This window comes from Caulobacter endophyticus (assembly GCF_029543245.1).
In the GTDB taxonomy this organism is placed as follows: Bacteria; Pseudomonadota; Alphaproteobacteria; order Caulobacterales; family Caulobacteraceae; genus Caulobacter; species Caulobacter endophyticus_A.
Genome location: NZ_JARQWV010000001.1, coordinates 270,793 through 288,063, shown reverse-complemented (window position 1 = coordinate 288,063; position 17,271 = coordinate 270,793). Strand labels below are relative to the sequence as shown.

At 68.7% G+C, this 17,271-nt stretch carries 20 protein-coding genes and 2 tRNA genes; 10 read left to right on the top strand and 12 right to left on the bottom strand.

Annotated elements, in window-relative coordinates; all coding sequences use genetic code 11:
* Position 1: 1 nt before the first annotated feature.
* The 3 genes from P7A99_RS01185 to P7A99_RS01175 are packed head-to-tail and all read right to left on the bottom strand — an operon-like array spanning position 2 to position 2,230.
* The gene (locus P7A99_RS01185) at positions 2–523 is read right to left on the bottom strand and encodes a MaoC family dehydratase (RefSeq protein ID WP_101717770.1); all 522 of its coding nucleotides are present in this window, start codon (positions 521–523) and stop codon (positions 2–4) included.
* 10 nt (positions 524–533) lie between these two features.
* Positions 534–1,340, bottom strand: a complete 807-nt coding sequence (locus tag P7A99_RS01180; protein WP_277792127.1) for an HpcH/HpaI aldolase/citrate lyase family protein — start codon at positions 1,338–1,340, stop codon at positions 534–536.
* Positions 1,341–1,345: 5 nt separating this feature from the next.
* Positions 1,346–2,230: a polysaccharide deacetylase family protein gene (locus tag P7A99_RS01175; protein WP_277792126.1), complete on the bottom strand. Its 885-nt coding sequence runs from the start codon at positions 2,228–2,230 to the stop codon at positions 1,346–1,348.
* Positions 2,231–2,351: 121 nt separating this feature from the next.
* Between P7A99_RS01175 and P7A99_RS01170 the strand changes: the two genes are divergently transcribed.
* A complete protein-coding gene (locus P7A99_RS01170; RefSeq protein ID WP_277792125.1) occupies positions 2,352–2,666 on the top strand; it encodes a hypothetical protein in 315 nt (104 codons plus the stop codon).
* A 2-nt stretch (positions 2,667–2,668) separates the two neighbouring features.
* The gene (locus P7A99_RS01165; RefSeq protein WP_277792124.1) at positions 2,669–3,508 is read left to right on the top strand and encodes an SDR family NAD(P)-dependent oxidoreductase; all 840 of its coding nucleotides are present in this window, start codon (positions 2,669–2,671) and stop codon (positions 3,506–3,508) included.
* Here the strand turns inward: P7A99_RS01165 and P7A99_RS01160 are convergent.
* A complete protein-coding gene (locus P7A99_RS01160; RefSeq protein ID WP_277792123.1) occupies positions 3,505–4,149 on the bottom strand; it encodes a hypothetical protein in 645 nt (214 codons plus the stop codon). The two genes, P7A99_RS01165 and P7A99_RS01160, sit on opposite strands and share 4 nt — an antisense overlap.
* Positions 4,150–4,353: 204 nt before the next feature.
* On the opposite strand from P7A99_RS01160, the gene P7A99_RS01155 reads away from it, so the two are divergent.
* Positions 4,354–5,352: an MDR family NADP-dependent oxidoreductase gene (locus P7A99_RS01155; protein WP_277792122.1), complete on the top strand. Its 999-nt coding sequence runs from the start codon at positions 4,354–4,356 to the stop codon at positions 5,350–5,352.
* 101 nt (positions 5,353–5,453) lie between these two features.
* Here P7A99_RS01155 and P7A99_RS01150 read toward each other — a convergent pair whose 3' ends face one another.
* The 3 genes from P7A99_RS01150 to P7A99_RS01140 all read right to left on the bottom strand — a co-directional run bounded on the left by P7A99_RS01150 (position 5,454) and on the right by P7A99_RS01140 (position 7,306).
* Positions 5,454–6,785, bottom strand: coding sequence for an MFS transporter (locus P7A99_RS01150; protein ID WP_277792121.1), 1,332 nt, complete (start codon positions 6,783–6,785; stop codon positions 5,454–5,456).
* 182 nt (positions 6,786–6,967) lie between these two features.
* A tRNA-Lys gene (locus tag P7A99_RS01145) sits at positions 6,968–7,043 on the bottom strand.
* A gap of 187 nt (positions 7,044–7,230) precedes the next feature.
* A tRNA-Lys gene (locus P7A99_RS01140) sits at positions 7,231–7,306 on the bottom strand.
* 84 nt (positions 7,307–7,390) lie between these two features.
* Here P7A99_RS01140 and P7A99_RS01135 point away from each other — a divergent pair.
* Positions 7,391–7,729: an Hpt domain-containing protein gene (locus P7A99_RS01135; protein ID WP_277792120.1), complete on the top strand. Its 339-nt coding sequence runs from the start codon at positions 7,391–7,393 to the stop codon at positions 7,727–7,729.
* Between the two features lie 12 nt (positions 7,730–7,741).
* On the opposite strand, the gene P7A99_RS01130 is transcribed toward P7A99_RS01135, so the two are convergent.
* Positions 7,742–8,293 (bottom strand): helix-turn-helix domain-containing protein, encoded by a 552-nt coding sequence (locus tag P7A99_RS01130; RefSeq protein WP_277792119.1) that lies wholly within the window; start codon positions 8,291–8,293, stop codon positions 7,742–7,744.
* 4 nt (positions 8,294–8,297) lie between these two features.
* Between P7A99_RS01130 and P7A99_RS01125 the strand changes: the two genes are divergently transcribed.
* Positions 8,298–9,833, top strand: coding sequence for a S41 family peptidase (locus P7A99_RS01125; RefSeq protein WP_277792118.1), 1,536 nt, complete (start codon positions 8,298–8,300; stop codon positions 9,831–9,833).
* On the opposite strand, the gene P7A99_RS01120 is transcribed toward P7A99_RS01125, so the two are convergent.
* The 3 genes from P7A99_RS01120 to gcvA are packed head-to-tail and all read right to left on the bottom strand — an operon-like array spanning position 9,830 to position 11,442.
* Complete coding sequence (locus P7A99_RS01120) at positions 9,830–10,102, bottom strand: hypothetical protein (RefSeq protein WP_277792117.1); 273 nt, start codon at positions 10,100–10,102, stop codon at positions 9,830–9,832. The two genes, P7A99_RS01125 and P7A99_RS01120, sit on opposite strands and share 4 nt — an antisense overlap.
* Complete coding sequence (locus tag P7A99_RS01115) at positions 10,099–10,434, bottom strand: chorismate mutase (RefSeq protein ID WP_277792116.1); 336 nt, start codon at positions 10,432–10,434, stop codon at positions 10,099–10,101. Before P7A99_RS01115 ends, P7A99_RS01120 begins: the two co-directional genes overlap by 4 nt.
* A gap of 51 nt (positions 10,435–10,485) precedes the next feature.
* Positions 10,486–11,442 carry a transcriptional regulator GcvA gene (gene gcvA / locus P7A99_RS01110; protein ID WP_277792115.1) on the bottom strand — a complete coding sequence of 319 codons (957 nt, stop codon included), beginning with the start codon at positions 11,440–11,442 and terminating at the stop codon, positions 10,486–10,488.
* Positions 11,443–11,668: 226 nt separating this feature from the next.
* Between gcvA and cobA the strand changes: the two genes are divergently transcribed.
* Genes cobA through P7A99_RS01085 form a run of 5 tightly spaced genes read left to right on the top strand, consistent with a single transcriptional unit; the run spans position 11,669 to position 15,818 of the window.
* The gene (cobA, locus tag P7A99_RS01105; RefSeq protein WP_277792114.1) at positions 11,669–12,523 is read left to right on the top strand and encodes a uroporphyrinogen-III C-methyltransferase; all 855 of its coding nucleotides are present in this window, start codon (positions 11,669–11,671) and stop codon (positions 12,521–12,523) included.
* A complete protein-coding gene (locus P7A99_RS01100) occupies positions 12,520–12,888 on the top strand; it encodes a DUF2849 domain-containing protein (protein ID WP_277792113.1) in 369 nt (122 codons plus the stop codon). The genes cobA and P7A99_RS01100 overlap by 4 nt, the downstream gene beginning before the upstream one ends.
* A gap of 8 nt (positions 12,889–12,896) precedes the next feature.
* Positions 12,897–14,555 (top strand): nitrite/sulfite reductase, encoded by a 1,659-nt coding sequence (locus tag P7A99_RS01095; protein WP_277792112.1) that lies wholly within the window; start codon positions 12,897–12,899, stop codon positions 14,553–14,555.
* Positions 14,539–15,075, top strand: a complete 537-nt coding sequence (locus P7A99_RS01090; RefSeq protein WP_277792111.1) for a DUF934 domain-containing protein — start codon at positions 14,539–14,541, stop codon at positions 15,073–15,075. The genes P7A99_RS01095 and P7A99_RS01090 overlap by 17 nt, the downstream gene beginning before the upstream one ends.
* Entirely contained in the window at positions 15,075–15,818 is a 744-nt protein-coding gene (locus P7A99_RS01085; RefSeq protein WP_277792110.1) for a phosphoadenylyl-sulfate reductase, read from the top strand. The genes P7A99_RS01090 and P7A99_RS01085 overlap by 1 nt, the downstream gene beginning before the upstream one ends.
* Before the next feature lie 19 nt (positions 15,819–15,837).
* On the opposite strand, the gene P7A99_RS01080 is transcribed toward P7A99_RS01085, so the two are convergent.
* A complete protein-coding gene (locus tag P7A99_RS01080; RefSeq protein WP_277792109.1) occupies positions 15,838–17,268 on the bottom strand; it encodes a glycosyltransferase family 2 protein in 1,431 nt (476 codons plus the stop codon).
* Positions 17,269–17,271: the final 3 nt, after the last annotated feature.

Below are 17,271 nucleotides of genomic sequence, written 5' to 3'. Positions count from 1 at the left end.
GTCAGTAGTTCCCGACCTTGTCCTCGACGGCGTGGCCGCGCGCCGGGATCAGCATGTTGCGCTTGAAGGTGCAGACGACCGTGCCGTCCTGGTTCTTGCCGGTGGTCAGGATCGTGACGATGCCCTGGCCGGGGCGCGATTTGCTCTCGCGCTTGGCCAGCACCTCGCTCTCGCCATAGATCGTGTCGCCGGCGAACACCGGGGCGCTGAACTTCACCTCGTCCATGCCGAGGTTGGCGATGGCCTTCTGCGAGACGTCGGTCACGCTCATGCCGATCAGCAGGGCCAGGGTGTAGGGGCTGACCACCAGGTTCTTCTTGAACTCCGAGGCTTTGGCGAACTCGGCGTCGAAGTGCATCGGGTGGGTGTTCAGCGTCAGCAGCGTGAAGAGGTGGTTGTCGTACTCGGTCACCGTCTTGCCAGGGCGGTGCTCGTAGACGTCGCCGACGATGAAGTCCTCGAAATAGCGGCCGAAGGTCTCGCGATAGCGCTGAGGACCGACCTCTTTCCAGTTCTGCGACATGGGGTGTCTCCTAGACTTGCGCGCGGTCGAGCACGCGGCGGGCCGCGCGGATGACCGGCAGTTCGATCAGCTTGCCGTCCAGCAGGGCGGCGGCCCCGCCGGCGGCGTCGAAGGCCTCGACCACGCGCCGGGCGCGTTCGATCTCGGCGGGCGAGGGGGTGTAGGCGGCGTTCACCGCGGCCACCTGGGCCGGGTGGATGCAGGACCGGCCGGTGAAGCCCAGGGCCCTGGCCCGCAGGGTCGAGGCGGTCAGGTCGTCCGGATCGGCGATGTTCAGGTGCGGCACGTCCAGCGAGGCGACGCCGGCGCGCCCGCAGGCGGCGATCAGCGTGCCACGGCCCAGCAGCAGGGCGTCCCAGTCCGTGGTGGAGCCGAGGTCGGCCGACAGGTCCGCGCCTCCAAAGAGTGCGCCGGCCACGCCGGGCGCGGCGCAGATCTCGAACGCCCTGCGCACGCCCTCGGCCGACTCGACCACCGGCCACAGCGCCAGGCCCGGCAGGATCTCGCCGGCGGTCAGCAGGTCTTCCGGCGCAGCGATCTTGGGGATCATCAGGAAGGCGGGGCGGGCCTCGCTCTCGGCCAGGGCCACCAGATCCTTCAGGCCCTCCAGGGTGCGCACGCCGTTGATCCGCAGGCCGACCACGGCGGTGCGCGGCTGGCTGAGGAAGGCGAGGGCGGAAACCCGCGCCTCGGCCTTGCCCGCCGGCGGCACGGCGTCCTCCAGGTCGATGCAGACGGCGTCGGCGCCGGCGTCCAGCGCCTTGTCGAAGCGATCCGGGCGCGTCCCGGGCACGAAGAGCAGCGAGCGAAAGGTCATAGGCGTCAATCGCCTATCGGCACGGCCTCAGCGAACGCCTGGGCGATTTTTCTCCGACAGGCGATCCAAACGCCGTCCTGGGCGGTGACGTGATCCAGGAACTTGCGGAAGGCGCCGATACGTCCCGGGCGGCCGATGATCCGCAGGTGCAGGCCCAGGCTCATCATCCGCGCCCCGACGTCCTGGCTCTCGGCGTGCAGCTCGTCGAAGGTGGCCACGGCGTAGTCCAGCCAGTCCTTGGCGGTCAGAGACGGGGCCAGCCAGAACTTCATGTCGTTGGAGTCCATGGCGTAGGGCAGGATGACCATCGGCTTTGAAGTGCCGTCCGCCGTCTCGACGCGGTCCCAGAACGGGAAGTCGTCGGAATAGTCGTCCATGTGGTAGCTGAACCCGGCCTCGGTGATCAGGCGGCGGGTGTTGTCGGTGTGCAGGTAGCGCGACAGCCAGCCGGAGGGGCGCGTGCCGATCGTCCGTTCGATCGAGTCGGCGGCCTTGGTGATGAACTCGCGCTCCTTGGCCTCGTCCATCCAGAACTGGTGGGTCCAGCGATAGCCGTGCGCTGCCACCTCGTCACCGCGGGCGCGAATGGCGGCGGCCAGCTCGGGGGCGCGCTCAAGAGCTAGGGCGGCGGCCGTCCAGGTGGCTTCGATGCCGTACTGTTCGAGGATCCGCAGGATGCGCGGCGCGCCGGCCTTGATGCCGTAGAGATAGTTGCTCTCGCTGCCGTGCATCCGCATCGGCTTCTTGGGAACCGCGCCCAGTTCGTCGACCGGCTCGGGGCCCTTGTCGCCGTCGCGGATGTTGTGCTCGGCGCCTTCCTCGACATTGACGACGATAGACAGTGCAAGGCGCGAACCGTCCGGCCAGCGGAAGTCGTCAGGTGCGGGCATGGGGCTTTCTCCAGTAGGCGGTCACTTCGCTTGCGGCGCTCGCGCCTTTCGGTGCGGCGCTCCAGCGTGCGGCCTCCAAATCTTCACGGCGGCATGGGAGCCGCAACGGAGGGAGCGCCCGATGGCCGTCACGCGGATTGTCGCCCTGTTCAACCTGAAGCCCGGCATTTCGGTCGCCGACTACGAGGCCTGGGCCAAGGAGCGCGACCTGCCGACCGTCAACGGCCTGAAGTCGATCGACAAGTTCGAGGTCTTCCGCTCGGCCGCCCTGCTCGGGACCGACGCTGCGCCGCCCTATCAGTACGTGGAGATCATCGACGTCGCCGACATGGACGCCTTCGGCGCCGACGTCGCGACGGAAACGATGCAGGCGATCGCCGCCGAGTTCCAGGCCCTGGCAGACACCACCTTCATCGTCACCGAGAAGGTGGGCTGAGCATGGCGGGACGGTTTGCGGGCAAGACGGCGGTCGTCACCGGGTCCGGTCGGCGCGGAGGCCTGGGGGAGGCCATCGCTCGACGCCTGGCGCAGGAGGGAGCGGCGGTGGTCGTCTCCGACATCGGTCGCTCCGTCGATCCTTCTACGCCTGCCGGCATGATCGGCGGGACCGAGGAGATGGAGGCGATCGCCGCCGATCTGCGCCAGTACGGCGGGTCGGCCAGCATCCGGCCCTGCGACGTGCGTCGCTGGGACGAGGTCCGGGCGCTGGCCGACCATGCCAAGGAAACTCACGGCTCGCTCGACATCTGGGTCAACAACGCCGGCATCGGCTACATCATGAAGCCGCTTATGGAGGTCCGTCCCGAGGACTGGAACGCCGTCATCGACGTCAATCTGACGGGCTGCTTCTACGGCCTGAAGGCGGCGGCCGAGGTGATGATCCCGCAGGGCACGGGCGGCCGCATCGTCAACATCGCCAGCCAGGCGGCCAAGTCGGGCTTCCCGCACGCCCAGGCCTATACCGCCTCCAAGCATGGCCTGGTGGGCCTGACCCGCTCGGCCGCCATTGAGCTGGGCGCGCACCAGATCACCGTCAACAACGTCTGCCCCAACCACGTGACCACAGGCCTGGGCGCCTGGCAGAACGAGTACTTCGCCAAGGTCACCGGTGCGGCCTCGGTCGAGGCCTATCTCGCCGCCATGGCCGCCCGCATCCCGCTGGGCCGCCCCGGCAAGCCCGAAGACACCGCCGACGCCGTGGCCTTCCTGTGCTCGGACGAGGCCAAGTACATCACCGCTGAGAGCATGAATGTCTCCGGCGGCGAGGAGCCGCACTAGGTCTTGGGGGCGGACGCGTAGCGATAGCGCTCCGGCGTAAAGCGACGGTTCAGGGTCGACGTGTCGAACAGGTCGCCGGGCGGCAGATTGGGCGTCATCACCACGGCGCGCGTCTCCATCCGGAGCTTCCTGGTGGCGATGGTGAGCGAGCGGCTAAGCACGACGCCATCAGCGCCGACGGTATAGGTGCTTTCGGCGAGGTCGCCGTAATACCGGCTCCTGAGGCGGATCTTGTCGGCGTGCCCCTGGGGTGATGGAACCTGGCCTGCGTGGATCGAGGCCAGCGTGACGTTGGGCGCGTCGACGCCGCACAGGGCGCGTGCGATCCCCTTGCCCTTGATGATCTGCTCGTCGCCCTCAAACAGGCCAAAGCCCATGCCGGCGTCGCAATCGGCGATCAGCACCGAGCTGGCGGTCTCGTCGCGTCGCAGGGCGCCGTGGCTGAATCGCGCGTTCCATCGCGACACGTCTAGCTTATTGAAGAGACGCTCGTTCCAGCCGTAGGCGGCATAGGTCGAACGGTTCGCATCGGCGCGGGCGATGACTTCGGCCACCTGTGGCGAGAGGTCTCCGGCGGGGCCCGGCGTGCAGGCGGCGAGCACGACGACAAGCGCCGACAAGGCAAGTAGGCGGACGACCAAGGCTCTCTCCAGGCTGGCGCAGCCTAGCTTTACAGCTCTCTGGCCCGGCGCCCACCGTCCGGTGTCGAAGTTCGGCTGGCGGATGGTTCCAAATCGAAGGGCCGCGTGCTGCGCTGGCTGACTAGGGTCGATCGCGAGTCCCACCCCTGGGGCCGTGGGCTTGCTGTCGCCGCCCGCCGCGCCCCCGCCGAAGCGAGCTGCGTCATGAGCAAAACCCTGGAAGTCGTCCTCAAGCGCGTGCTCGAGGACGTGCCCGTCGCCGCCGATTTCGAGGTGGTCGAGCGCGTCGCGCCGACCAGCGCGCCCGCCGGCCAGCTGCTGGTGCGGGTCCTGTATCTGTCCCTGGACCCCTATCTCGGCCCCCGTCTGCGCGGTCGGCACATGGGCGAGCCGCGTCCGGCCCCCGGCGAGACCCTGCCGGGCTCGGCCGTGGCCGAGGTCATCGCCTCGGGCCATCCGGACTTCGCGCCGGGCGACCACGTGATCGGCGAGGCCGGCTGGGCGCAGGTCGGCCTGATGGACGCCAAGTTCGCCCGCAAGGTCGATCCGTCGCTGGGCGTCTCCAACCATCTCGGCGTGCTGGGCATGCCGGGCCTGACCGCCTGGGCGGGCGTCACTCAGCTGGCCAAGGTCGGGGCCGGCGACGTCTTCACGGTCGACGCGGCCGCCGGCAGCGTCGGCGGCACGGCCGGCCAGATCGCCAGGATCCTCGGCGCCAAGGCGGTCGGCATCGCCGGCGGGCCCGACAAGGTCGCCCAGGTGGTCGAGCGCTACGGCTTCGACGCCGCCGTCGACTATCGCAACGAAGGCTGGGTCGACGAGCTGAAGGCCCTGACCGACGGCGGTCCCACCGTTCACTTCGAGAACGTCGGCCTGCCGATCTTCAGTTCGGTGTTCGGCCTGCTGAAGACCTACGGCCGCGTGGTGATCTGCGGGCTCTCGGCCCACCACCACGCCGACGGCCCGCCGCCGCAGTTCGGCCTGGGTCCGATCGTCGGCAAGCGCGCCAGCGTCATGGGTCTGGTGGTCTACGACTTCTATCCGCGCTGGAATGAGTGGGTGAAGACCGCCGAGCCCTGGCTCAAGGAAGGCCGCCTCGTGCAGGTCGAGGACCTGGGCGAGGGCGTCGAGTCGGCTCCGGCCCAGTTCGAGCGCCTGATGAAGGGCGCCAACACCGGCAAGACGCTGGTGAAGGTGGGCTGAGGCCCGTTCGCAAAACAACTCGTCCCGGAAAGCCCGAACGGCTTATCCGGGACTGAGGGGCCGGCGCACCGCGTCGGCCCCTTTGCTTTCTGGCAGGGCTCTCAAGCCCTCCCGAACTTTGCGTACAGCGCCGCCGCCGCCAGGTTGAACGCCGCCGGGGCGTAGGCGAAGGCCATGGCCACGCCGACCAGGGCCGAGCCTGGCTGAGCCGCGCCGGTCACCGCCAGGGCGCTGGAGAAGCCGAAGGCCGACAGGACGAGGCCGGTCAGCAGCGTGCCGCCGAGAGCGAAGCCGATCTTGTCGGCCCCGGTCCACAGCGCCGAGAATACGCCCGCGCGGCTTTCGCCATGCTCGGCCTCGTCCTGGGCGATGACGTCCGACAGCAGGCTGTAGCCCATCAGGCTCCAGCCGGAATTGAACAGGGCGAACAGCACGACGACGGCGTAGATCGCGCCCAGCGGCGCGCCGGCCATCACGCCCCACAGGGCCTGTACGACGGCGTGGCCAAGGGCTGCGGCGATGTAGATCCGCTTGCGGCCGAAGGCGGCCGACAGCTTGATCCACAGCGGCTGGGCGGCGATGACCACGGCGCTCATCACCAGCACGATCATGCCGATCTGGGTCAGGGCGTCCTTGCGGCCCATGTTGTAGCTGAGGAAGTAGATCATCGCCGCGTAGCCGAGGCCTGATCCGATCAGTTGCAGCAGGTAAGCGCCCAGCAGGGGGCGGAAGGCCTTGTCGGTCAGGGCGCTGAGAATCGCCTTCAGGCGCAGGGCCGGCTGGGCGGCGGCCTGCACGACGGGGCGGGGCGAGGCCAGGAAAGCGATCAGCAGGCTGACCGCGCAGACGCCGGCCAGCACCAGGGACATCTGCGAATAGGCCGGGCGCCCGCCGCCCCAGGTCTGCACCAGCACCGGCGCCAGGGCGTTGCCGACGAGCAGGCCGATGGCCGAGAAGCCCATCCGCCAAGCCATCACCACCGTCCGCTCCGTGGGATCGTCCGACAGCTCCGTGCCGATCGCCAGATACGGCACCGAGAACGCGCCGAACACGATCATGTAGAGGCTGAAGGCGCCGGCGACATAGGCGGCGCTGGCCGTGGGCGAGCCGCTGGGCACGTGGAACAGCAGGATCAGCGCGACCGGCGCCAGGACGGCCCCGGCCAGCAGCCACAGGCGGCGCGGGATCTTGGCCTTCCAGCGGTCCGAGACCAGGCCGACCGTGAGGTCGGAGATCAGGCCCCAGAACAGCTTGGGAAAGAAGATCGCCGCCCCGGCCAGCGCCGGCTCCACGCCCAGCGCATTGGTCATGAAGAACAACAGCAGCAGCGATGGGGCGTCGCGAAACACCTGGCCGGCGATCTGGCCCGCGCCATAGCCGGCGTGGACGAGCAGGGGCAGGCGGTGAGGCGAGGGCGGTTTGGCGGCGGTCATGGCGCGGGATCCATTGCGAAGGATCAGCGACGCTAGGCGTGAAACGCCACCGCAAGCGGCCGCCCATGACGGCGCCCGACAGTCGGACAATCGTCGATTGAGATCTGGTGCGGCTGCACGAAGCAACGGCGCCGGCCGCTTTCGCGGCCATCCGTCTTCAGATCAAGAATTCGAAGAGAGAATGGTGGGTGTACAAGGATTCGAACCTTGGACCCGCTGATTAAGAGTCAGCTGCTCTACCAACTGAGCTATACACCCGTTCGCGTTTCGAAGTCGCTTTCGCGTCCCCGACGGCGAGGCGCGATACATACCCTAAGACGCGGGGAGTGCAATCCAATTTAGACAGGAAGGTGTGGATATATTCGTCGCACCCGGACGAAGCGCAGATACGCGAAAGCGCCTCCCCGTGAGGGGAAGTTCTTAACGGATCAAGTATTGAGGAGAATGGTGGGTGTACAAGGATTCGAACCTTGGACCCGCTGATTAAGAGTCAGCTGCTCTACCAACTGAGCTATACACCCATTCGCGATTCCGAAGCGCTGAAGCGTCCCGGCGGCGAGGCGCGGAACATACGCAATGAATTTGAGAGCGCAAGGACTTTTTCGATGGCCAGGCGAGATATCAGCGGAGCCGTGGATTTCGCCTACCTGGAAGGGTTCGCGATGGGCGACGCCACGGTGATCGAAGAGGTGCTGGCCCTGTTTCGCGAACAGGCCGCGCTGTGGACCCCGATGCTGGATCCCGGCCACCCCGGATGGCGTGACGCGGTCCACACCGTGAAGGGCGCGGCGCGCGGCGTCGGGGCCAATGCGCTGGGTGAGGTCTGCCAGCGCGCGGAGGACGGCCAGGCTAGTCTCGACGAGGTGAAGACGGCTCTCGACCAGGCGCTGCTCGACATCGCCGCCTATGTCCACGAACAGGCCTTGAGGTCGTTGAAAGGCTGATCGCCCCGTCGTTCAGCAGATCGTGGTCCGAAAGAATCGCACCAGTCGATCGCCGCGATTGCCGAAGGCGTGGGGCTGGGCGCTGTCGAACAGATAGGCGTCGGCCGAGATCTCGACGGGGCCGTCCGCCAGTTCCAGGGTCAGCCGCCCCTCGACGACGAAAAGCTGCACATGCCAGCCGGCCGGATCGGCGCCGGCCTCGTAGCGCTCGCCAGGCTGCAGCGTCCACGACCAGGTCTCGACCTCGCGGCGCGCCTCGATGCTCGACATCAGCACGCCTTCGCCGCCGTGCTCGCCCCGCCAGCCCAGCCGGTTCACGACGGTCGAGCGCGGCAGCGCCGGATCCTGAACCAGGTCGACCAGTGTAGCGTCCAACGCCAGGCCGATCCGGTCGAGGGTGGCGGTGCTGACGCTGGTCGAGCCGCCCTCGATGGCGCCGATCATCCGCAGGCTGACGCCCGAGGCCTTGGAAAGGGCCGTCTGGCTAAGGCCGGCGGCAAGCCGGCGCGCGCGCACATTGGCGGCGACGTGAGCGAGGAAGGCGGGTGTCGGTTGACTCGGCAAAATATTGCTGATCTCGATGTGGCAATATTTTGCTTGTAGTGGAGGCGGGCGCGTGACGCCAGGGTTCTTGCGATGCGGTCTGGCGGCGGCGCTGGTCTTGCTGGTCGCCGGCCCGGTCGCGGCCGAGGCGCCGCCGTCGATCGCGCTGACCGCCGCCCAGGCGCGCGAAGACTTGGAACTGGCGATCGCCGCCGTCGAGGCGGGCCTTCCGGACATCTACTGGCGTCAATCCCGACGGAGCTGGAGCCAGGCCAAGGCGCGGGCCAGGCGCCAGGTCGCCGGCGTCGCCGACAGCCGTCAGTTGTATGCGGTGTTGCGTCCGCTGGTGAGCCGGACCGGTGAGGGGCACCTGTCGCTCCGACGCAGCGCCGCGCTGGTCGCGCACGAGCGCGCCCAGGGCCGTTTCCTGCCGCTCGACCTGCATTTCAGCCAGGACGGCGTCTTCGTCGTTCGGGGATTTGGCGAGGCGGCCGGCATCCCGCGCGGAACCCGCCTGCTGGCGATCCAGGGGGAGGGCGTCGAGGCGCTGGTCCAGGAGGCCATGGCTGGGCTGGGAACGGACGGCGCGATCCCGACGGGGGCGATGCGCGAGGCGGGCGGCCAGGGCTATGCGCGGCTGCGGTATCGCCTGCGCGGCCCGGAGAGGCGGTTTCGGCTGAAGCTCCGGACGGCCGACGGCGCGGTCGTCGAGCGGGCGGTGGCCGCGATCGGCTATTTCGACCGTCCCGCGCTGAACGAACCAGAGCCTTCGCCGCTGGCCCGGCTGGACTGGCTGGACGAGCGCACGGCCTATCTCTCCGTGCCCAGCTTCAGCAATCGTCGCTACCGCGCGGAGGGCGCGAGCTTCGAGCGGACGATCCAGGCGCTGTTCGAGCAGATCGATCGGCGCGACGCGCGCGACCTGATCCTGGATCTGCGCGAGAACGGCGGCGGTTCCGAACCGAACGAGAGCATTCTCTTTTCGCATCTCGTCGCCCGCCCCATCCGCAAGTACGCCTCCGTCGAGGCGCGCGGACGAGCGCTTGCGGTGACGGACCTGTCGGGCCGTCGATACGAGCACGTGGTTTTCGATGACGAGGAGCTGGCCGGGCAGCGCTTGGGCGTCGACGGGCGCCTCTATCGCCGCGATGGCCTGATGAGCCGTCCGGCGCCGGCCACGCCGGTGTTCGGCGGCCGGCTCGTCGTTCTGATCAGCGGCGACACCTTCTCCGGCGGGGCGGAGCTGGCCTCGATGCTGCGTCATGTCCGGCGCGGCGTCTTCGTGGGCGAGGAGGTCGGCGGAACCCAGGACGGCAATACCAGCGGCTACGGCTGGGAGCTGGTGCTGCCCAATTCGAAGCTCGAACTGGACGTGCCCTTGCTGCGCTTTCGCCACCCTTGGCGGGGCGAGCGCCGCGACCGGGGCGTCATGCCGGACTGTCCGGTTCCGCCTCGCGTCGACGAGATCGGTCAGGCGCGCGACGCGGCCTGGCGCGTCGCCGTGAGCTTGCTGAAGCAGAACTGGAAGGCGGTGCGAGAAGCGCGCTGTCCGCCGGCCTAGGCGAGCGGCGTCAGGTCCTCGAACGCGCCGACCTCGAGGCCGGCGGTTTCCTTGCGGGTGATGACCTTGGTGTCATAGCCGCGCGACACGAACACCCGGATCCCGCGATAGCGCTGGCCGCGCACGGCCGACACGGTCTCGGTGCGGATCTCCGTGCCGTACAGCCGGTCGCTCAGATAGATCAGGCCGGGACGCAGGTCGTCGTCACCCTTGGCCGCGGCCTCGGCGGCCATCTCGTCCAGGAGCTTGTCGATCTCTTCCTTGGTCACGCCTCGCCCTTGGTCCGGTCCCAGCTGTCGTATTCGTAGGCGATGCAGCGGTCGATCAGGGTGCGCCACACCGGCTCGGCGATGGCTTCCGACAGGCCGGCCTCGCGGGCGGCGGCCTTGACCTTGTCGACCACGTCCTCGATGCGGGCGCGGTCGAACACCTTGGAGCGGTCGGCCTTGATGCGGGCGGCGGCGTCCATGTAGCCCTGGCGCTCGGTCAGCAGGGCCACCAGAGCCCGGTCCAGAGCATCCACGCCCTGGCGGACGTCGGGCATCGTCTGGCAGTCGGCGGGAGCGAGGCGCTCGTCGACGGTAAGAGTCGTCTTGATCATGCGCCCCTTTAAGCCGGTTTGGCTGCGCCGTTCCAGCCCAGATGCCGGGCCTTAGATCCCGGCCCCGTTGTCGATGGTCAGCAGGGCGGCTTCGTGCGCGGCGGCCTCGTCCTTCAGCCAGCCGACGAAGGCCTTGACCTGCGGCAGGCGGCCCTTGGCCTTGGGGTGGACGACGTAATAGGCGAAGTCGACCGAGGTCGCGATGTCGAACGGGATCACCAGGCGGCCGGCGTCAAGGTCGGCCTGGGCCAGGGTGCGCTTTGCCAGGGCGATGCCGCGGCCGTTGGCGGCGGCCTCGATCACCAGGCTCGACTGGTTGAAGCGCGGGCCGCGGGCGCCGTCGACGCCCTTGATGCCGCGCGCGGCCAGCCACATGGCCCAGTCCGGGCACGAATCGTCGGCGTCCGGCGAGCCGTCGTGCAGCAGGATGTGGCGCGACAGATCCTCGGGCGATTCCAGTGGGTTGTCGGCCAGAAGCTCGGGGCTGGCGACCGGCACCACGGTCTCGTTCATCAGGCGGGTGACTTCGAGGCCGGGATAGCGGCCCGAACCGTAGCGGATGGCCAGGTCGACCTCGCCGGCGGCGAAGTCGACGACCTCCATGCCGGCCGACAGCCAGACGTCGACCTGCGGCTGTGCCTGCTCGAACTTGCCCAGGCGCGGCACCAGCCACTTGGCGGCGAAAGACGGGGCGGCCGTCAGGGTCAGGCGGCGGCCGTCGACGGCGGCGGTGAGTAGGCTGGCTGCTTCGGCCAAGCGGTCGAAAGCCTCGCGCAGGGCGGGCAGGGCGGTCTGGGCCGCGTCGGTCAGCAGCAGGCCCTTGGGCGTGCGCTTGAACAGGGCCGCGCCGACATAGTCCTCGAGATTCTGGATCTGCTGGCTCACCGCGCCAGGCGTCACCGACAGCTCGTCGGCGGCGCGGCTGAAGTTCAGGTGGCGGGCCGCGGCCTCGAAAGCCCGCAGGGCGTTGAGAGGCGGAAGGCGGCGCCGTTCGGTCTGTCGTTCCATGAGTTTTACTGAACGCCCCGGCAGAAGTCCTTGTTTGCGAATTGGCCTGCCCGCGACCAGTTTGCAAGCGTTCGCTGATGGATTGGCCCTTTTCATCGGTGAGCGAGAGGCGGGGCGGACCCTAGGGTTCGTCCCGCATTTCTTTTGGATCCAGCGGCGGGGCCATGGCGGCTCGCGCCGCTTTCGCGCGTCCAGTCGGACGCTTATAGAGGACCTGGGATCGCGCATGGCGTCGACCTCTGATCGTAAGGCTGCACCTCGTCTCGTCGCGCTTCGGGGCGGCGAGGGCGAACGCGCCCTGGGTCGGGTGACGCTGGTCGGCGCCGGTCCCGGTGACCCCGACCTGCTGACGATCAAGGCGCTGAAGGCCCTGCAGGCCGCCGACGTGCTGGTGCACGACGGGCTGGTCTCGGCCGAGATCCTCGATCTGGCGCCCCAGGCTCGCCGCATCGACGTCGCCAAGCGCAAGTCGCGCCACACCCTGCCGCAGGACGACATCAACCAGTTGCTGGTCGCCCTGGCCCGCGAGGGTCTGGAGGTCGTGCGCCTGAAAGGCGGCGATCCCTTCCTGTTCGGTCGCGGCGGCGAGGAGCTTTCGGCCTGCCGAGAGGCGGGGATCGACTGCACCGTGGTTCCCGGCGTCACCGCCGCCCTGGCCGCCAGCGCCGGCGCTGGCGCGCCCCTGACCCATCGCGGCAGCGCCCAGGCCGTCACCTTCGTCACCGGCCACGCCGCCCACGGCGAGCCCGACCTGGACTGGACCGCCCTGGCGCGTCGCAACCAGACCGTCGTCGTCTATATGGGCGTCTCGACCGCAGGCTTCATCGCCGACCGCCTGACCGCCGCCGGCCGGGCAGGGGCGACGCCGGCCCTGATCGTCGAGAACGCCAGCCGCGCCGACGAGCGCCGCATCCTCACCACCCTGGCCGGTCTGGCGACCGCCGCCGAGGGTCTGAAGGGCCCGGCGCTGCTGATGGTCGGCGAGGCCATGGCCATGGCCGAGATTGGAATTTCAGGAGACCTCAACCTTACCAAGGATGAGGTCTCCTTCACTGCGCAGCATATGAGTTCGGGCCAATGAAAGCCGTGACCGCCAATCGCCTGATCGACGGGGAGGTCGTCTTCTGGAAGGAGGGCGCGTGGGTGGACGGCTTCGGCGACGCCCAGCTGTTCGACGACGCGCAAGGCGAAGCCGTCGAGGCCGCCGTCGCCGCCGGCAAGGCCGCGCCGACCGTGATCGTCGATCCCTATCCGATCGACCTGATCACCGTCGAAGGTCTGGGTCTCGCCCCGGTCAGCTACCGCGAGCGCATCCGCGCCCTGGGCCCGACCAACGAGCTTCTGCACGGCAAGCAAGCCGAAGGCGGCGCCGTCGTCGAGGCCATCCGTCACGCTTCCGGCGCCGCCCGCTCGACGGGCCGTGTCGACCTGATCCGCCGCAAGTAGGCCGAGCCATGTATCAGTACGACGTCATCGATCGCGAGTTCCTGACGGACCGCTCCAACGAGTTCCGCCATCAGGTCACGCGCCGCCTGGCCGGCGAGCTGACCGAGGACCAGTTCAAGCCGCTGCGGCTGATGAACGGCCTCTACCTGCAGCTCCACGCCTACATGCTGCGCGTCGCCATCCCCTACGGCTCGCTCAATTCCCGCCAGGCCCGCCGCCTGGCCTGGGTCGCCCGCACCTACGACAAGGGCTACGGGCACATGACCACGCGTCAGAACATCCAGTTCAACTGGATCAAGTTGAAGGACGCGCCGGATATCCTCGACGCCCTGGCCGAGGTCGACCTGCACGCCATCCAGACCAGCGGCAACTGCATCCGCAACACCACGGCCGATCCCTATGCCGGAGCCACCGCCGAGGAGATCGACGACCCGCGCGTGTGGTCGGAGGTGATCCGCCAGTGGTCGACCCTGCACCCGGAATTCTCGTACCTGCCGCGCAAGTTCAAGATCGCCATCACCGGCGCCCTGACCGACCGCGCGGCGGTGAAGGTGCACGACATCGGCCTGATCCTGCGCCGGGCCCGTGACGGCTCGCTGGGCTTCGAGGTGATCGTCGGGGGCGGGCAGGGGCGCACGCCCTATGTCGGCCCGACCATCAAGCACCACCTGCCGGCGTCGAGCCTGCTGAGCTATCTGGAAGCCGTGCTGCGCGTCTACAACCGCCACGGCCGCCGCGACAACATCTACAAGGCCCGCATCAAGATCCTGGTCGCCGCCCTCGGCGCCGAGGAATTCGGCCGTCAGGTCGAGGAAGAGTGGGCCAAGATCGATCAAGGCCGCGCCGACCTGGGTGACCTGGAGCTGGCCCGCATCCGCGGCGCCTTCGCCCAGACCCCGTTCGAGACCCTGCCGGCCCATTCGGAAGCCTTCGAGGCCGCCAAGGCCGCCAGCCCGTCGCTGGCCCGCTTCGCGCGCAACAACGTCAAGGCCCACAAGAAGCCGGGCTACGCCATCGTCGAGGTGTCGCTGAAGGCCGTCGGTCAGACGCCGGGCGACGCCACCGCCGACCAGCTCGACGTCGTGGCCGATCTGGCCGAGCGCTACAGCCTGGACGACCTGCGCGTGACCCACGCCCAGAACTTGGTGCTGCCGCACGTGAAGCTCGACGACCTGCCCGCCGTTCACGCGGCGCTGGAGGCCGCGGGCCTGGCCACGGCCAATATCGACCTGATCAGCGACATCATCGCCTGCCCGGGCCTCGACTACTGCGCGCTTGCAAATGCGCGCGCGATCCCGATCGCCCAGGACATCGCCAAGACCTTCGCCGACCCCGACCGGGCCGAGACGATCGGCGAGCTGAAGATCAAGATCAGCGGCTGCATCAACGCCTGCGGGCACCACCACGTGGCCCACATCGGCATCCTGGGCGTCGATAAGAAGGGCGAGGAGTTCTACCAGCTCTCGCTCGGCGGCTCGGGCGCGGAGGACGCCTCGATCGGCAAGATCCTCGGTCCGGCCCTGTCGGCCGATCGGGTCGCACCCGCCATCGACACCCTGGTCGACACCTATCTGGCCGCGCGCCAGGGCGAGGAGCGCTTCCTCGACACCTATCGCCGCGTCGGCCTCGAGCCCTTCAAGGAAGCGGTCTATGCCCAAGCTGATTAAGCTCGCCGGCGAGCAGGCCCAATGGGCTGAAAACACCTTCGTTCACGTCGCCGACGAGGACGCCATTCCGGAAGCCGGCGACGTCATCCTGTCGTTGAGCCGTTTCCAGGCCGAGGGCGACGCTCTGCTGTCGTCCAACAGCCGCCGCGTCGGCGTGCGCATCGAACCGGCCGAGGAGGTTGAGGCCCTGGCCTACGACCTGCCGCGCCTGTCGGTCGTCGCCCTGGCCTTTCCGAAGTACCGCGACGGTCGCGCCTACACCTCGGCCCGCCTGCTGCGCGAGCGCTTCAAGTACGAGGGCGAGATCCGCGCCGTGGGCGACGTGCTTCAGGAGCAGGCCGGCTTCATGGTCCGCTGCGGCTTCGACGCGTTCGAGCCCAATGACGGCGCCACGCCGGAGGCCTGGACCAAGGCCGCAAACCGCTTCCGCCACGTCTATCAGCGGGCCGTCGACGCGCGTCCGATCGCGGCGGATGAACGGGCTCAGCAAACGGCTCAAGCCAAGGAAGGCGCGCTCTGATGGCCTATGACCAGACCGACGCCGCGCCGACCCTGGCGGCGCGGCTGGACGCCGAACTGCGCGACGCCCATCCGCTGACCGTCCTGCGCAAGGCCTACGAGACCTTCGGCGACAAGCTGGCCCTGGTCAGCTCGTTCGGCGCGGAATCGGCGGTGCTGTTGCACCTGGCCTCGCAGGTCTCGCCCAATATTCCGGTGCTGTTCCTGGATACCGGCATGCTGTTTGGCCAGACGCTGGACTATCGCAAGAGCCTGGCCGCGAGCCTGGGCCTGACCGATGTGCGCGATCTGCGACCGGCCTTCGCCGATCTGGCGGTGCAGGACCCGAAGTCGGATCTCTGGCGCACTGACACCGACGCCTGCTGCAACATCCGCAAGGTGCTGCCGCTGGACCGCGCGCTGGAAGGCTTCGAAGGCTGGGTGACCGGCCGCAAGCGCTTCCACGGCGGCGATCGCCTGCGCCTGGCTGTGGTCGAAGAGGCCGGCGGCCAGATCAAGTTCAACCCGCTGGCCAACTGGAGCAAGGCCGAGCTCGACGCCTACGCGGCCGAGCACCAACTGCCCGCCCACCCGCTGGTCGCGCAGGGCTTCCCGTCGCTGGGCTGCTGGCCGTGCACCAGGCCGGTCGACGATCCCAACGCCGATGTCCGCGCCGGCCGTTGGCAGGGCCAGGACAAGACCGAGTGCGGCATCCACGTCGCCCGCGCCCCGGGCGTCGCCCCCAACGTCGGCGGCGACATCTAGGCTTTGGAAAGCCCGGGCCTCAGGGCTGGGACGAGAACCCCTTGCGGGTCATCTTGCCCCAGCCTTGGGCGCCGGTCAGGAACTGCCACGTGCCGCGCAACCGCCAGAAGTTGTTGATCTGGCGATAGCCGAAGTTCTCGAGGATCGCCGCGCCCATCAGCACGGCCAGGCTGCGGGCGTCGGGAAACCGGCGAAGCTCGGTTTCCTCCAACGCCAGCGCGCCGACGCTGATGACGATGCCGAACCCGAAGGTCACCGCCAGCAGGGCCCAGAGGTATTCGATGTCGAGCACGCCCAGCAGCCAGAAGGCCGGGATCAGCACGTAGCCGAAGATCTCGATGATCGGTCCCAGTACGTCGACCACCAGGATATGTCCGAATCCGACCACGCCGATGCGGCCGTAGCGCGGGTTCAGGATCATGTCGCGATGCCGGAAGAAGGTCTCCAGTGCGCCGCGATGCCAGCGGGCCCGCTGTCGCGAAAGCACGGCCATCGTCTCTGGCGCTTCGGTCCAGCAGACAGGCTCGGGCGTGAAGGCGATCCGATAGGGTTTGCGCAGGCGCCGGTAGTGCTTGTGCAGCTTGACCACCAGCTCCATGTCCTCGCCGACCGTGCCGTGGCTGTAGCCGCCGACGTCCAGCACCGCCTGTCGCCGGAACAGGCCGAAGGCGCCGGAGATGATGGTCAGGGCCGAGATCCGGCTCCAGGCCAGCCGGGCCATCAGGAAGGCGCGCAGGTATTCGATGGTCTGCAGGCGCGCGAGCATGTTCTTCGGAACCCCGACCTCGACCACTCGCCCGAACGAGATCTTGCAGCCATTGGCGATGCGGATCGTGCCGCCCACGGCCACCGTGCGCTCGGGATCCTCCACGAAGGGCGCCACCGCGCGCAGCAGGGCGTCGACCTCCAGGAGGCTGTCGGCGTCCATCGAGCAGACGATGGGCGAGCGCGACAGGTTAATTGCCGCGTTGAGGGCGTCCGCCTTGCCGCCGTTTTCCTTGTCGACCACAAGGAGGCGCGGCTGGTTGGCGGCCGCATAGAGCCCCCGGATCGGCTGGCAGGCCGCGGCCAGGTCGTAATGTCGTTCGACCGGATGCAGTTCGAAGGCGTCGATCAGGACCTGCAGCGTCTCGTCCTTCGAGCCGTCGTTGACCACCACGACCTCGAAGTGCGGGTACTGAAGGGCCAGCAGAGACCTGACACTTTCGACGATGGTCAGGGCCTCGTTGTAGGCCGGAGCCATCAGGGTGATCGGCGGCGCGGCCTCGGCGTAGCGGCGCCACAACAGGGCGGCCTGGTTGACGGGCGGAGCCTGCGACAACGCCCTGGCCGCCAGGATCAGCTGATAGAGATAGAGCGCGTTCTGGGCGAGCCCGGTTGCGATTACGGCCCAGGCTATGGTCTCTGCGAAGCGGACGGCGCCGAGGGCTAGGAATTGAAGGTCAGGCATGGC